This is a genomic window from Rufibacter sp. XAAS-G3-1, from assembly GCF_013623775.1.
Classification (GTDB): domain Bacteria; phylum Bacteroidota; class Bacteroidia; order Cytophagales; family Hymenobacteraceae; genus Nibribacter.
Window position 1 is genome coordinate 1 of record NZ_JABFAM010000008.1, and the last position, 14684, is coordinate 14684.

Sequence of the window (14684 nt, forward strand, 5' to 3'; positions counted from 1 at the left end):
GCGCTCCGGAACGTGCGCCGAGAGCGAGAAGCGCAGCTCCTTCTCATCGGCAAAGTGCTTCCTGCCCTGCATCGGTAAAAAGATTTGGTGCTACATCCTTTAACGTTTATCTTCAGTCGGTTGTGCAACAAGCACAATGTGCAAACATCATGCTACGGCCGACGGCCTAGCACGTTGTTTGCACTAGACCGATATACGTGAGAAAACAGGCTTCAGCGTCTTGAACTTCTTGTGTATGTTATCTTTTAAGATAACTTTGTCGTATGCCTAGACAGATCATCTTCCACGGGGAGTACTTCTTGGACTTCTACAAAGGCCTTGATGCCAAAGTAAAAACCAAGATTCAGTACGTGCTGGAGGTGATAAAGCAGGTGGAGCGGGTGCCTGTGAAATTCCTTGCCCCATGAGCGGGTACGAGGGGCTCTACGAAGTAAGGGTAGAGTACCAATCCAATATTTACAGGATATTCTGCTGCTTTGATGAAGGTAAGATAGTAGTGCTGTTCAACGGATTCCAGAAGAAGACACAGAAAACACCCAAGGAGGAGATTGAGAAAGCAATGCGACTTAAGAATGAGTATTTTAAACTAAAGGGAGATAGCCATGACCGACTATAAAGGAATCAAAACATTCGACGAATTGATAGAGCGGGAGCACGGGAAGGTAGGGACAGACAGCCGTAGCGAATATGAGGAAAGTGCCCAAATGTTCATCTTAAGCGAGATGCTCAAGGAAGCGCGAAAAGAAGCCAAACTGACGCAGGAGCAACTAGCGGAGAAAGCGGGGACTAAAAAAAGCTATATCTCCAGAATAGAGAATGCGCGCGGCGATATCCAACTCTCCACCTTGATCCGGATATTTGAGAAAGGGCTGAACAAGAAGATCGGCTTGACCTTTCTGTAAAAATCACGCTTACCAACGGTTAGAACATCTTGCTGTTTCAGGGCAGATTCTCAGAAATCGGCTCTGAAACGGTTATTCACGTTTCTTGAAATCTGCAGCATGAAGGAAAGCCCAGAGAAGAAGGTTATAGGAAGGCGGGAGATGGTGGATTTCCCCGAACTGGAACTGTTTGAGATAGAAGCCAAGGTAGACACCGGGGCGTATACGTCTTCTATTCACTGTGACAATATCTGCGAGGTAGAATTGCCGGACGGGCGCAAGGCCATCCATTTTGAGTTGCTGCATGACAGCAATCCGGCGTACAACCACAAGGCCTTTGAGTTCACCAACTTTGATTTGCGCACGGTAAAAAGTTCGTTCGGTGATGTGCAGGAGCGCTACGTTATCCGTACTAAAATAAGTATCTATGGCCAGGAGATTGAGACCGAGTTCTCGCTCTCAGACCGCAGTGATTTAAAGTACCCGGTGCTGCTGGGGCGCACCTTGCTCCGGAAACGGTTCATAGTAGACGTCGCCAAGAAATACCTGTCGCTCAAGGCCAAGAAGAAGACCGAGAAAAAAAGAACCAAACCCAAGAACCCTCCTGTATGAAAATTGCGATTCTCTCGCGAGACCCCAAGTTATATTCTACCCGCCGGTTGGTGGAAGCCGCCCAGCAGCGGGGCCATGAGGTGGTGGTGCTTGATCATCTGCGCTGTGACCTGGTCATGGAGAAAGGCGACCCGCACATTCTCTACAAAGGCGAGCTGTTGACCGGTATTGACGCCATCATCCCCAGAATTGGGGCCTCGGTCACGTTCTACGGCACGGCGGTGGTGCGGCAGTTTGAGATGATGAAAGTGAAAAGCGTGGTGGCCTCCCAGTCCATTGTGCGCTCCAGAGACAAACTCCGCAGCCTCCAGATCATGGCCCGGGCCGGACTGGGAATGCCCAAAACCGCGTTCACCAACTACTCCAAAAAAGTAAAGGAACTCATTGCCGAAGTAGGCGGCGCGCCCCTGGTGATCAAGTTATTGGAAGGCACCCAGGGCTTAGGCGTCGTCTTAGCCGAAACCCAGAAAGCCGCCGAGTCGGTGATTGAGGCGTTCTACAACCTCAAGGCCCGCATCATTGTGCAGGAGTACGTAGCCGAAAGCAAAGGCGCGGACATACGGGTGTTTGTGGTGAACGGCGAGGTAGTGGGTGCCATGAAACGGCAGGGCAAAGAAGGCGAGTTTAGGTCTAACCTGCACCGCGGCGGCAGCGCGAGTCTTATCAAATTGAGTAGGGCCGAGAAAACCGCCGCCCTCATGGCCGCCAAGTCCTTGGGTCTGGACGTGGCCGGGGTAGACATGCTCCAATCCAAGCGCGGACCGCTTATTCTGGAGGTGAATTCCAGCCCCGGGCTGGAAGGCATTGAGAAAGCCACCCAAAAAGACATCGCCGGTAAGATCATAGAGTACACCGAGTTACTGGTATCCAAAGGGAAAAAGAAGAAGTCGAAACAAACCAGTGCCCCCGATGGCGGAGATGACCATCAATGACATAGAGATCAAGCCCGGTGACGACCTCCTGATCCGGCTGAACATCTCCAAGCTGCCCAGCGGAACCCAGATTGATATTCCCATCCACGTCTTCCGGGCGAAGGAGCCGGGGCCGGTGCTGCTGCTCATGGCCGGCATGCACGGCGATGAGGTGAACGGCATAGAAAGCATCCGGCGCATGATCCGTCGCCGGATGCTGCAGCCGCTGCGGGGTTCCGTTTTGGCGGTTCCCATTCTCAACATCTACGGTTTCCTGAACTTCTCGCGCGAGGTGCCGGACGGCAAAGACGTGAACCGGAGCTTCCCCGGCAGCCCCACCGGCTCGCTCGCCAGCCGGGTGGCCGCCCGGTTCACCCAAGAGGTGTTGCCGCTGATTGACTATGGCCTGGACTTCCACACCGGCGGTGCCAGCCGTTCCAATTTTCCCCAGATCAGGTGTGAACTGGACAAGGAGCAAAGTGCGGCTATGGCCGAAGCCTTCGGGGCGCCATTTATTCTGAACTCCAAATTAAGACCGGGCTCGCTGCGCGAAGAGGCTTCCAAACTGGGCAAGCCCATTCTGGTGTATGAGGCCGGCGAATCCCTGCGATTCGATGAAAGCAGCATCAACACGGCCATTGAGGGTGCCATGCGCGTGATGCACCACCTGGGCATGACCGACTCTTCCGTCCCCATCTCGCACCCGCCCATCATTTGCCAAAAGACCACCTGGATACGCGCGCGCCGGGCCGGCCTGTTCAGGAGCTTCGTGAAGAACGGACAGGCCATCAGCCGAGGCCAGCAAGTGGGCACCGTGGCCGACCCCTTCGGCTACGCCAGCCATCCCATCACCTCCCCGGTGAGCGGCTACGTCATCGGCCTTAACCACATGCCCGTCGTCAACCAAGGCGACGCCATCCTGAACATTGGGATGATTTAGTTTTTGGCCTGTTTACAATGAAACAGGCCAAAAACGGAAAATGTAGCGTCTTACTATTAGTACGACGTGTCACCATGCAACAAGAGCGCCACTCCTGCAACAGACCCAACCAGAAAGCAGAATCCAATGCAAAGGTGTTTCTGATTGATTGCAACATTTCTGTTTCGTATAACCTCGTCGTAATACTATTACGACGCTACGTTTCAGGGCCGTTTCCTGCAAAACGGCCCCGAAACAGCCTTAGAAAATAGCCCGGGCTACGGCCTGGGTAGCATCAGATTTACTCATGGTATAGAAGTGCAGGCAGGGCACGCCAAATTCCATCAGTTCCTTGCACTGCTGAATGGTCCACTCAATGCCCACCTGTTTCACGGCTTGCGGGGTTTTGGCCGCCTCCACCGCGTTCACCAGGTCTTCGGGCAGGTCAATGTTGAAATAGCGCGGCAGCACGTTCAGCTGATTGCGGGTGGTAAGCGTTTTCAAGCCCGGAATGATGGGCACGTTGATCCCCGCGGCGCGGCAAGCGGTCACGAAATCGCAGAACTTTCGGTTGTCAAAGAACATCTGCGTGATGATGTAGTTGGCACCCAAGTCTACCTTCTGTTTCAGGTATTTCAGGTCAGTGGCCAAGTTGGGGGCCTCGGTGTGCTTCTCGGGATATCCGGCTATGCCGATGCAAAAGTCAGTAGGGACGGGGTTTTCCATCTCCTCGTCCAGGTACACGCCGTGGTTCAGCTGCACCACCTGTTTAATCAGGTCAGCCGCGTAGGAGTGCCCGTACTTGTGCGGCCGGAAACCGGGTTCTGTCTTCACGGCATCGCCGCGCAGCAGCATCACGTTGTCAATGCCCAGGAAGTTCAGGTCCATGAGCGCGTTTTCGGTCTCTTCCTTGCTGAAGCCCCCGCAGATAATGTGCGGCACCGCGTCTACGTGGTACTTGTGCATGATGGCAGAGCAGATGCCCACCGTGCCCGGCCGCTTTCTAATGGTGATTTTCTCCAGCAACCCGTTTTCCCGCTCCTTGAACACGTACTCCTCGCGGTGGTAGGTCACGTTGATGAATGGCGGCTTGAACTCCATGAGCGGGTCAATGCCCTCGTAAATGGATTGGATGCTGGTACCCTTTACCGGCGGAAGTATCTCAAACGAGAAAAGGGTGTTGGTGGCGTTCTGTAAATGCTCAGTAACTTTCATTGAAGTTATTTGTGTGCAGGCCGAGGCCTTGGTATTATTATTTCTGTCACTCTCGCGTTTGGCGAGGGTGAGTATTCATGAGGCGTTCGCCTCATGAATGGTTGTTTTTTTATTTTCTTCCCTTGCCTTCCTCTCTTACTTTCCCACTCTCTTTGTCATCTTGGAAAGATCTTGTGGAAGAACGGTAGTAGCGCTTCTTCAATGCTTTTCTAGTTCGCCCACAAGATCCTTTCAGGATGACAGGAGGGGAATACTAAAGGGACTAATCTTGTAAGAAAGAGAATTCATCTGTTGTTGAAGGCTTGTTTTCTGTTTCGGGGCTGTTTTGATGAAAACAGCCCCGAAACGAAACTAGTAATTCAAGTTAGGCGACAACCACCGCTCTACTTCCTCCACGGTCATGCCTTTGCGCTGGGCGTAATCCGTTACCTGGTCTTTCTCAATCTTGCCTAGTCCGAAGTACCTTGACTGCTTGTGCGCGAAGTACATGCCAGACACCGCCGCGGTGGGGTACATGGCCAGGCTCTCCGTGAGGGTGATGCCGGTATGTTTCTCCACGTCCAGCAACTGGAACAGCGTCGTTTTCTCGGTATGATCCGGGCAGGCCGGATAACCGGGCGCCGGACGGATGCCCTGGTACTTCTCCTTGATTAGCTCGTCGTTGGTAAGGCTTTCCTCCGGTTCATAGGCCCAAATTTCCTTGCGCACGATCTCGTGCAGCTTCTCCGCGAAGGCCTCGGCCAGACGGTCGGCCAGGGCTTTGGCCATGATGCTGTGGTAATCGTCATGGTCGGCTTCAAACTGTTGCACCAGCTCGTCCAGGCCAATACCGGCTGTCACCGCGAAACCGCCGGCGTAATCTGCTAAGCCGGTTTCCTTGGGCGCCACAAAGTCCGCCAGCGCGATGTTGGGAACGCCAGGGCCTTTCTGCCCTTGCTGGCGCAAGGTGCGGAAGTGGGTGAGCACCTGGGTGCGCTGTTCATTCGTGTAGATTTCCACGTCATCGTCGCCCACAGAGTTGGCCGGGAATATCCCAGCCACACCATTAGCCGTTAATATTTTTTCGTCCACAATGCGTTTGAGCAAAGCCTGCGCATCGGCGTACAGTTTGGTGGCTTCGGTGCCTACAACCGGGTCTTCCAGCAGTTTCGGGAATTTACCGTGCAGTTCCCAGGCTTGGAAGAACGGTGTCCAGTCCATGTACGGCACCAGTTCTGCCAGCGGGAAGTTCTGGAACACCTGTACGCCGGTTTTGGCGGGTGTGTACACGTCTTCGGGGTTCCAGGCAATAGGCAGCTTGTTCGCACGGGCCTGCGGCAAGGGCAGGTACTTCTTGTCTTTCTGGCGGCTCAGGTAGCCTTCCCGCATCTGGTCATACTCCAGGCGGGTGTCAGCGGCGAACTTCTCTTTATTATCAGGGCTCAACAGGTTTCCTACCACCGGCACGCTGCGCGAGGCGTCCAGCACGTGCACCACCGTGCCACTGTAGGCCGGGGCCACTTTCACGGCGGTGTGCGCGCGGGAGGTGGTGGCCCCGCCAATGAGCAGCGGAATGGTGAAGTTCTGGCGCTCCATCTCGCGGGCTACGTGCACCATCTCGTCCAACGAAGGCGTAATCAAACCACTCAGGCCGATCACGTCCACGTTGTGTTCCCGGGCGGCATCCAGAATTTTATCGGCGGGCGTCATCACGCCCAGGTCAATTACTTCATAGTTGTTGCAGGCCAGCACCACGCCCACAATGTTCTTGCCGATGTCGTGCACGTCGCCTTTCACGGTGGCCATCAGGATTTTGCCGGCGAAGCGGGAGGCCACCTCACCCCCCTGCCCCCTCTCCCGCGGAGAGGGGGTGTCCGCTGATGGGATTGGGAGCGGTAATGGTTCCCTTTGGAGTTCCTTTCTGATTTTTTCTAACACCTGCGGTGTTTGGTGGAGCACCTCCTCGTTGGTGAAGCGGATAACTCTGAAACCAAGGCTGTTCAAATACTCAGTTCTCAGCGCATCGTATTCTTGCTGCTGCTCATGAATTTCTCCGTCTACTTCTACCACTACGCGTGGATTCAAGCACGCAAAATCGGCGATGAATTCTTCAATAGCGTGCTGTCTCCTAAACTTGAAGTCTTCTAATTTTCGATTTCTAAGAGCTTGCCACAGCACATCTTCTGCCTGGGTAGGCTCATTGCGGTTGTGTCGCGCAAATTCCTTCAAAACTTTCCATTTCTCCGCCGGCGATGTGAAGACAAAGTCTCCCACCGCATTAGCAGAACCCCCCTCTCCGTGGGAGAGGGGCTGGGGGTGAGGTTCCTCCAATGCCGCCACCCGCGCCTTCTCTTCTTCAATGTAAGGCAGCAGATACGCTACCGCTTTCTTCATCACCCGGGCGCTTTTCACCACTTGCGGCAAAAACATCTTGCCTTCCTGGAACAGGTCACCCACCACGTTCATGCCGTCCATGAGCGGGCCTTCAATCACTTCCAGCGGTTTCTGGTACAGGTGGCGGGCTTCTTCCACGTCTTGGTCAATGTATTCCACCAGTCCTTTCACCAGCGCATGCGTTAAACGCTTTTGCACCGGATCATTGCGCCAGGCCTCGTCCCGCACCACTTCCTTGCCTTTGTTCTTCACCGTCTCGGCGAATTCCACCAGGCGCTCAGTAGCGTCTGGACGGCGGTTCAGCAGCACGTCTTCCACGCGTTCCAGCAGGTCTTTCGGGATTTCCTCGTAGACTTCCAGCATACCGGCGTTCACAATACCCATGTCCAGACCGGCTTGGATGGCGTAGTACAAAAACACGCTGTGCATAGCCTCGCGCACGGGATCATTGCCCCGGAACGAGAAGGAGATATTACTCACGCCACCGCTCACTTTGGCCCCCGGCAGGTTCTGTTTGATCCAGTGGGTGGCATTGATGAAGTCTACGGCGTAGTTGTTGTGCTCCTCCATGCCCGTGGCCACGGTCAGGATGTTGGGGTCAAAGATGATGTCCTCGGCGGGGAAACCTACTTCCTTGGTTAAAATATTGTAAGCCCGCTCACAGATTTGGATGCGGCGCTCGTAGTTGTCGGCCTGGCCTTCTTCGTCAAAGGCCATTACTACCACCGCGGCTCCGTAGCTGCGCACTTTGCGGGCGTGTTCTTTGAACGCTTCCTCGCCTTCTTTGAGCGAGATGGAGTTCACGATGGCTTTGCCTTGCACGCACTTCAGGCCGGCCTCAATCACGCTCCACTTAGAGGAGTCAATCATGATGGGCACCCGCGCAATGTCCGGCTCAGAGGCAATCAAATTCAAGAACAAGGTCATGGCGGCCTCAGAGTCCAACATGCCTTCGTCCATGTTCACGTCAATAATCTGGGCACCGTTTTCCACTTGTCCACGGGCGATGGCCAAAGCTTCTTCGTACTGTTCATTCAGAATAAGACGCTTGAATTGCTTGGAGCCGGTGATGTTGGTGCGCTCGCCAATGTTGATGAAGTTAGAGCCTTCAAACACGGTCAACGGCTCCAGACCTGAATAGGTGGGCACGGCCGGAAGTTGCGGCAACGGACGCGGCGGGTACTGTTTCGCGATCTCGGCGATGACTTTGATGTGCGGCGGCGTGGTGCCGCAGCAACCGCCCACAATGTTCACGAAATTGTTGTCCAGGAAATCCTTGATGTGCTGGCCCATCTGCTCCGGCGTCTCATCGTACGCGCCAAACGCATTGGGCAGACCGGCATTTGGGTAGGCACTGATGTAGAACTTGGATGCTTTGCTCAAACTCTGCAAGTGCGGCCGCAGCTGCTTTGCCCCTAGGGCGCAGTTAAAGCCTACGCTCAACAACGGCATGTGCGACACGGAATACAGGAACGCCTCCACGGTCTGGCCGGATAAGGTTCGACCACTAGCATCAGTGATAGTACCGGAAACCATCAACGGCAAACGTTTACCGGTTTGTTGGCTGTATTGGTCAATGGCGAACAGCGCTGCCTTGGCATTTAAGGTATCGAAAATGGTTTCCACCAACAGCAAATCCACCCCGCCGTCTACCAGGCCACGCACTTGCTCGGTGTAGGCTTCCACCAGGTCATCATAGGTGATGGCACGGTAACCGGGGTTGTTCACGTCCGGGGACAAGGAAGCAGTCCGGTTGGTGGGGCCAATGGCGCCAGCCACAAAGCGGGGTTTCTCCGGGGTTTTGGCCGTCCATTCATCGGCGGCTTCACGGGCGATGCGCGCCGATTCAAAATTCAGCTCGTAGACCAAATCCTGCATGTCGTAGTCGGCCATGGCGATGGAGGTACCGCTGAACGTGTTGGTCTCGGCTATGTCGGCGCCCGCCTCAAAGTAGAGGCTGTGGATTTCCTGGATGATGTGGGGTTGGGTAATGGAGAGCAGGTCATTGTTGCCCTTCACGTCCAGGTGGTAGTCTTTGAACCGTTGGCCGCGGTAATCGGCCTCTTGCAGGTTGTACCGCTGGATCATGGTACCCATGGCACCGTCCAAGACTAAAATTCTCTTTTGTACTTCTTCCTCTATTCTTGTCATCTTCTTTGCACACCAAAGGGTTGGTCGCGGCTCAAGAAAGGGCAGGAGGAAGGGTGCAGGGTAGGGTAAGGCAAGGCCTGCACTCATCTCCCCATCGGCCGCAGGCCGATGGTAGGAAGTAGCACCCAACTGAATTGGGTTGCTAAGACATCACAGGGCCTAATCCCTCCGTCTTTCTTGATAAGCACCGGCAAAGGTACGCGCTGGGGTTGGTTTCTGCAAATTGGCAATGAGTGATGGAATGATGGAGAGATTGCGTGAATGGAAAGTGTGTTTTGGGCTTGTTTTGGGAAAACCAGGCCAGAAACGGAACGGTAGCGTCTTTACCCTCTAACAACGTGGTTCTACGCAGTGGCGCAGGTTCAATTCACAAGGAACCGTACCTCGCCAAGGCACTTCTTTTTGCCTAGGAGAAAGGTTTATTTCAGGAAGAGGTTTCCTTGTTTCAGGGAGACACGTCGTTACGTGTAACGACGCTCCATTTTTCTGTTTGGGGCCTGTTTGCAGAAAAACAGGCCCAAAACGGGTCTCGGGTAACTCCCCTCTCCGAAGGAGAGGGGCCGGGGGTGAGGTAATGAAAAAGCCTGCACGAGGCAGGCTTTTCAAGTAGGTTCGGGGAAGCATTAGAATGTGTAGCGGACGGTCAGAGCTCCGTCGCCATACAAGAAAAGACCGTCTCGGTTGATATCGATAAATGGCTTAAAATCGATGCCTACTGAAATCGGAATCTCCGTAATCTGATATTCCAAACCTACAATACCGTCTACTCCCAACGTGGCGAGAGTTCTATTGTAAGAGTCTCTATAGTGTTTGTTGGAGGGCGCATGGTAGTATCTTCCTTTGAAGATGCCAATGTGCGCGCCGGCTCCATAAAACCACTGCAGTCCCTGTATGCCAAAGGCCGAGGCATGTTGTTCCACCAAACCAGTCAACTGAAAGCCTCTGCGGCCAAATTCAGTTCCCAGGATTCCTTCAATCGCCAGGGCGTCTCTGAAGAAATACTTTCCAGAAATACCGGAGGTATACCCTCCCACCCGAAGACCGAGGCCCACGGTTTGGGCTTGGGCGCTTTCCAGATTGGTGAAGGAGAGCAACAGCAATGCCAGCCCAAAAATAAGATGTTTGTTTTTCATAGTAAAAAGATTCTTCACAAAAGACCGTGCAACAGGGTTTGTCTTCTTTAAACTTCTCTGAACCGGTGAATATTTCACCTGTGGATAAAAACAGGTAAAATGCTGTTTAAGTGGTTTTTGGTGGAAGTCTGAGGCCGCAAGTTAGCCCTTTTTATAGGATTGCAGGTACGCCCCGCGGGAGGTGCGCTGCCCAATGAGCCGGAAGAAGCTGATTTGCTGCTCGGTATCTTTTTTAAGGCCTCGGGCAAACGGGTCTTTTTTCTGGCCGTGCTCCTCAAAATCACGCACGTATTGTTCCCGGATCAGGTCGGCGGCGGGCAGGAGCTCGGCGGATTTGATCTGCACCAGACCCGTCTTTTCCCAGAGCTTGCGCCACCAGGCCACCGAGTGGATGTAGTACCAGTAGGCCTGGAAATCCTCGCGCAGAAACTCGGGCACCTGGTCAAGGGTCTCAATCTCATCTTTGAAACACACGTCCACAATCCCGATGTACCCATCCGATTTCAGGAAGCGGCAGATGTAGGGCAAGTACTTGTCATCGGTGCCAAAATAGGTGTACGAGTCAATGACCAGCACCACGTCAAAGAACTCCTCGGGGAACGGCAACGAACGGGCGTCCAGCTGCAGCGGGAACACGTGGTTCTCCAGGTTCTCTTCCTGCACCCGCTGGTAGTTGGCCGTGGCCGAGATGGCTTCGTCTACCGCCCACACCTGCACGTCAAACTCCTTGGCCAGAAAGATGGAGCTGGCCGCCTTGCCGCAGCCCAGATCCAGCACGCGCATGCCTTTCTTGAACGGAATGAGGGAGGTGATGCTCTCCAGGTTGAAGAGCACGTTCTCGCCCATGGAGTGCTCGCGCACCCACGTAGGGTCATACTGGGTACTGCGGGGGAAATGGTGTTGTATCTGGTGCTGGGCCGAGTCCATGGTTTGCGTTGGTTTTGCAGAAAGTACGCGCGAAACGCAAGGAAGTTGGCCCTGAGAGCGGTTTCCGTTTCAGGCCTGTTTTACAGGAAATAGCCCTAAAACGGAACTGTAGCGTCGTGGCACTGACACGACGTGGTTCTACGCAGCAGAAATACCGCTTCCCGCAAAGAACCGTTCATTGCAACAATATGCCCTGGATAAGGGTTTATTTTAGACGGAGGCGTCTCTGTTGCAGGGAGGCACGTCGTTACAGGGTAACGACGCTACGTTCAATCAGGCGAACTGCTGCATCTGCTCATTTGGGTGCACCAGTACGCCGCCGCCGTCTTGTTTGGCGGCCTCCAGCATGGCTTTGGCGACGCTCTTGGCGGGAATGCCTTTGTATTTGCGCAAGGGGCCATTGAACAGAAAACCCGCTCCCTTCATGAATACCTCGGCGGCTTTCTCTCCAAAGCGTACCTCCTGCCGTTCGCCCAACAGCAAAGACGGCTGGAAGATGTGCACGGCCGTGAAGGGTAGTTTCTTTACCGCCTCTTCCATTTCGCCCTTCACCTGGTTATAGAAAATACGGGAATCGGCATCGGCGCCCAGCGCCGACACCACCAGAAACTGCGCCGCGAAATGGGCAGCGGTGATTTTGGCCAGGTTCACGACGTAGGTGTAATCCACCTTCCGGAAGTTCTCCTTGGAGCCGGCCTGCTTGATGGTGGTGCCCAGGCAGCAGTACACGTCATCCGCGATAAGGCTGTGGCGGTGCTTCCCCAGGTCGTCAAAGTCCACGATGATCTGCTGCAGCTTGGGGTGGCTGATGTCCAGCTTCTTGCGGCCCACGGCAATCACTTTGCTGTACCGGGGGCTGTGCAGCAGCAATTGGAGGCAATGACTGCCCACCAGTCCGCTGGCACCGGCAATAAGAGCAGCTTTGGGAGAGACCATGGCTAAGTTCTGGTGTTAAGGGCGCGTTTGAGCACCTGATAGTCCAGGTAATATAAAACCTTAACGGAGAAACTGTTCAATTGTTTGGCCTGTAGCGTGCTGCTCAGGTTCAGGAAGTAGTCGGTGCGTTCGGGCAAAACAGAGTTGTAGATGGCGTTTTTCCAGACCACGCTCACCTCGCTGCCGGGAGCAAATCGCCAACTGTACACCAGGTCAATGTTGAAGGCGTTGAAGTTGCGCGGCTCCGCCGAAGGCGTAAGCGGCCGGTAGCCTAAAGCCGACCCGTTGCCGTTTTCCTGCAGTAGGAAGTACTGATCAAAAGTGGCGTTAGACCAGTAGTGGCGCATGTTCAGGTTCAAAGCGGTGCGGGCGTTGAAGATGTAGGTGCCCGTCAAGGTGTTGTTCACCGTCCGTACTTCTCTTCGGCCAAAGAAAATGCTGTCCTGAATACCATTTCCGGCAAAGCCGAAGTCGCGGGGCGCGTGGTTGTAGTTGAGGCCATAGACCAGTTGCAGGTTGTCATTGACGCGAACGCGGGGACTCACGCCTATCCATTTGTCAAACTGGTCGTACTCCGGGGCCAGGTAGAACCCGAAGTTCACGTCTATCGCCAGTTTCTTGCGGTAGTCGCTGGAAACATAGCTGCTCACTTCCCAACCGGCGGGTTTGCGCCATTTCCTATCCGGCACGCCGTTGTTATAGGAGCGGGGCTCAAAATAATCATAGCCATCCAGGGGCAGCCACACGATGTTAGACCCCAAAGACAGGAATTTCTTGGTGGTGGCGTTGGTCTCCAGAAAATAGGCCAGCTGGGTAAACACCGAGGGCTTGTACAGCATGCGGTGCTGCACGCCCAACGCGTTGTACAGGTTGTTCAGCTTCCAGAACGGTTTGTAGACGTTGTAGGCGACGTGCACCTGCGTTTCACGGGAGTTGTTGTTGTCCAGGTAACCCAGGTCATTGATGTCATAGGTGTGGCTTTCGGCGGTGTGCCGCGCCTGAAACTGGAAATTGCCGCTGGTTTTGCCAAAGCTGGCGGAATACATGTGGCCCAGTTCCATCTTATCTGTGCCTACGGGTATTTCCCCTTTGTTGTAGCGCTGGCTCAGGTTACCGGTGAGGTTGAGGGTGTAGGAGTTCTTCTTATTGGTGAGTTTGCTCATGAGCCCGGTCACGTTGGCGTTGTAGAAACCGGCCCCACGGGTGACGTTGGTGTTGGTGAACGTGATAAACGAACTGTTAGGCAAGCTTTGATCCAGCACCAGCACATTGTAGTTCGTCACCGGGTCGGTCAATACCCGGAACTCCTCGTTGGTTACTCCGCTTCTGAGGGTGGCGTAGGCGTTGCTGGTAACCGCGTTGAACAGGCCAATCCCCAAGCCTTTGTTCGTTCGGCCAGATAATTTGGTGGCGTTGACCAGGCTGGTTTTCTCCGGATTTTCCAAAACCGCCGCATTTTCGCCGTAGCGCTCCCGGTCATAGGTGTAGTTGTAGTAGTTGAGGGGCTGCGCCCCGATACGGCGCGAATAGAAAAGCCCTGCCTTGTTGAACAGCTCGGTGCCTTCGGTGAAAAACTGCCTGTTTTCGTCAAAACGCACCTCAAACGGCGACAGGTTGAGCACCTGCGCATCTGATTGCGTCTGCCCGAAATCGGGTACCAGCGTCATGTCCAGGGTGAAGGCGTCGTTGATGCCGTATTTAATGTCCATGCCGCCGTTCAAGGTCGTCTTCAGGTCTTTTTTGCCGGGCTGGTCTTGCGGGTAATGGTCGGCGTAGCCGGAAAGATAGGGCATTAACGACAAACGCAAAGGAGCTTGCAGACCGCTGATGCCGTGCGCCTCGCCAAACTGGTTCACGAACCCTTGGATGGAGCTGTCCACGAAATTCCAGTACGAATCTTCGCGGAACCGCCGGGTAGAGCGCCAGAAATTGATGCCCCAGGTCTGCACGTCTTTCTTGGGAAACCGGAGGGCCGAGTACGGGATTCTGAGCTCCACGCTCCAGCCTTGCGGGTTTCGGGAAACGGCACTTTGCCAGACGGCATCCCAGGAGTTCTCATTGCCGTTGCTGGTGGCTTTGAAATCGGTCTGCACCCCGGCCGTGGACACCTCAAACCCGAAGGCATTCTGCTTGTCCAGGTACGTGTCAAAGTAGACCCCAAACATGTCGGCGTTTACCTGACCGCCGTCACGTTGACTGAGTTGAGTAAGGATGGAGTCTGGCGCGGTGTCAAAGAGCAGGGCGGCTACGTACACGGCCTCATCGTCGTACAACAGGCGTACTTCGGTGCGCTGGCGGGCCGGTGAGCCGTTGGCCGGATTGGTTTGGATAAAGCCTGTGGCGGGGGCTACCTGTTGCCAGATCTCTTCGTTGGGGATGCCGTCTAGTTTGGGTGGCGTGGCGGTACGGACTGCGGTAAGTTGCTTTGTGATTTTAGGCGCTTGGGCATAGCTGAGGAAGGTACTGCCAATACAAAGCAAGAGCAGACAGACGTATTTCATGGGCAAAGAGAGACAGGTAGTGGAAAGACAGACTAGAGCATGTTTAAATTTCATCTTTGCGCTGCAAACAATCCTAAAAAGAACCTGCGTTCACGGTTGCGTCGCGCCGTAGCGCGGCTCAAAAA

The 14684-nt window shown here is 54.4% G+C and carries 12 protein-coding genes and 1 riboswitch; of the genes, 6 read left to right on the forward strand and 6 right to left on the reverse strand.

Annotated features, from left to right (window positions below; translation table 11 throughout):
* Window positions 1-263 precede the first annotated feature (263 nt).
* The 6 genes from HHO50_RS21280 to HHO50_RS10440 all read left to right on the forward strand — a co-directional run bounded on the left by HHO50_RS21280 (window position 264) and on the right by HHO50_RS10440 (window position 3344).
* Window positions 264-407 (forward strand): hypothetical protein, encoded by a 144-nt coding sequence (locus HHO50_RS21280; RefSeq protein ID WP_255478688.1) that lies wholly within the window; start codon window positions 264-266, stop codon window positions 405-407.
* Window positions 404-616 (forward strand): type II toxin-antitoxin system RelE/ParE family toxin, encoded by a 213-nt coding sequence (locus HHO50_RS21285; protein ID WP_255478689.1) that lies wholly within the window; start codon window positions 404-406, stop codon window positions 614-616. The genes HHO50_RS21280 and HHO50_RS21285 overlap by 4 nt, the downstream gene beginning before the upstream one ends.
* On the forward strand, window positions 603-902 hold the full coding sequence (locus HHO50_RS10425; protein WP_181305964.1) for a helix-turn-helix domain-containing protein: 300 nt from the start codon (window positions 603-605) through the stop codon (window positions 900-902). The genes HHO50_RS21285 and HHO50_RS10425 overlap by 14 nt, the downstream gene beginning before the upstream one ends.
* A gap of 99 nt (window positions 903-1001) precedes the next feature.
* On the forward strand, window positions 1002-1493 hold the full coding sequence (locus tag HHO50_RS10430) for a RimK/LysX family protein (protein WP_181305965.1): 492 nt from the start codon (window positions 1002-1004) through the stop codon (window positions 1491-1493).
* A complete protein-coding gene (gene rimK / locus HHO50_RS10435) occupies window positions 1490-2425 on the forward strand; it encodes a 30S ribosomal protein S6--L-glutamate ligase (RefSeq protein ID WP_181305966.1) in 936 nt (311 codons plus the stop codon). The genes HHO50_RS10430 and rimK overlap by 4 nt, the downstream gene beginning before the upstream one ends.
* A complete protein-coding gene (locus HHO50_RS10440; protein ID WP_181305967.1) occupies window positions 2403-3344 on the forward strand; it encodes a succinylglutamate desuccinylase/aspartoacylase family protein in 942 nt (313 codons plus the stop codon). The genes rimK and HHO50_RS10440 overlap by 23 nt, the downstream gene beginning before the upstream one ends.
* Before the next feature lie 240 nt (window positions 3345-3584).
* Here HHO50_RS10440 and metF read toward each other — a convergent pair whose 3' ends face one another.
* The 6 genes from metF to HHO50_RS10470 all read right to left on the reverse strand — a co-directional run bounded on the left by metF (window position 3585) and on the right by HHO50_RS10470 (window position 14559).
* Complete coding sequence (metF, locus tag HHO50_RS10445; RefSeq protein ID WP_181305968.1) at window positions 3585-4538, reverse strand: methylenetetrahydrofolate reductase [NAD(P)H]; 954 nt, start codon at window positions 4536-4538, stop codon at window positions 3585-3587.
* Between the two features lie 351 nt (window positions 4539-4889).
* Window positions 4890-9062, reverse strand: a complete 4173-nt coding sequence (metH, locus tag HHO50_RS10450; RefSeq protein ID WP_181305969.1) for a methionine synthase — start codon at window positions 9060-9062, stop codon at window positions 4890-4892.
* An 80-nt stretch (window positions 9063-9142) separates the two neighbouring features.
* A riboswitch (SAM riboswitch) is annotated at window positions 9143-9249 on the reverse strand.
* Between the two features lie 436 nt (window positions 9250-9685).
* Window positions 9686-10195 carry a hypothetical protein gene (locus tag HHO50_RS10455; RefSeq protein ID WP_255478690.1) on the reverse strand — a complete coding sequence of 170 codons (510 nt, stop codon included), beginning with the start codon at window positions 10193-10195 and terminating at the stop codon, window positions 9686-9688.
* A gap of 141 nt (window positions 10196-10336) precedes the next feature.
* On the reverse strand, window positions 10337-11122 hold the full coding sequence (locus tag HHO50_RS10460; RefSeq protein WP_181305970.1) for a class I SAM-dependent methyltransferase: 786 nt from the start codon (window positions 11120-11122) through the stop codon (window positions 10337-10339).
* Between the two features lie 273 nt (window positions 11123-11395).
* Window positions 11396-12058: an oxidoreductase gene (locus HHO50_RS10465; RefSeq protein WP_181305971.1), complete on the reverse strand. Its 663-nt coding sequence runs from the start codon at window positions 12056-12058 to the stop codon at window positions 11396-11398.
* A gap of 2 nt (window positions 12059-12060) precedes the next feature.
* Complete coding sequence (locus HHO50_RS10470; protein ID WP_181305972.1) at window positions 12061-14559, reverse strand: DUF5916 domain-containing protein; 2499 nt, start codon at window positions 14557-14559, stop codon at window positions 12061-12063.
* Between the last annotated feature and the right edge of the window lie 125 nt (window positions 14560-14684).

Excerpts from the sequence above, each read along its gene's own strand:
- HHO50_RS10465 (WP_181305971.1), bottom strand. The coding sequence starts at position 12,058 with ATGGTCTCTCCCAAAGCTGCTCTTATTGCCGGTGCCAGCGGACTGGTG.
- HHO50_RS10440 (WP_181305967.1), top strand. The coding sequence starts at position 2,403 with ATGGCGGAGATGACCATCAATGACATAGAGATCAAGCCCGGTGACGAC.
- rimK (WP_181305966.1), top strand. The coding sequence starts at position 1,490 with ATGAAAATTGCGATTCTCTCGCGAGACCCCAAGTTATATTCTACCCGC.
- HHO50_RS10455 (WP_255478690.1), bottom strand. The coding sequence starts at position 10,195 with ATGAAAAACAAACATCTTATTTTTGGGCTGGCATTGCTGTTGCTCTCC.
- HHO50_RS10425 (WP_181305964.1), top strand. The coding sequence starts at position 603 with ATGACCGACTATAAAGGAATCAAAACATTCGACGAATTGATAGAGCGG.
- HHO50_RS10470 (WP_181305972.1), bottom strand. The coding sequence starts at position 14,559 with ATGAAATACGTCTGTCTGCTCTTGCTTTGTATTGGCAGTACCTTCCTC.
- HHO50_RS21280 (WP_255478688.1), top strand. The coding sequence starts at position 264 with ATGCCTAGACAGATCATCTTCCACGGGGAGTACTTCTTGGACTTCTAC.
- HHO50_RS10460 (WP_181305970.1), bottom strand. The coding sequence starts at position 11,122 with ATGGACTCGGCCCAGCACCAGATACAACACCATTTCCCCCGCAGTACC.
- HHO50_RS21285 (WP_255478689.1), top strand. The coding sequence starts at position 404 with ATGAGCGGGTACGAGGGGCTCTACGAAGTAAGGGTAGAGTACCAATCC.
- metF (WP_181305968.1), bottom strand. The coding sequence starts at position 4,538 with ATGAAAGTTACTGAGCATTTACAGAACGCCACCAACACCCTTTTCTCG.
- metH (WP_181305969.1), bottom strand. The coding sequence starts at position 9,062 with ATGACAAGAATAGAGGAAGAAGTACAAAAGAGAATTTTAGTCTTGGAC.
- HHO50_RS10430 (WP_181305965.1), top strand. The coding sequence starts at position 1,002 with ATGAAGGAAAGCCCAGAGAAGAAGGTTATAGGAAGGCGGGAGATGGTG.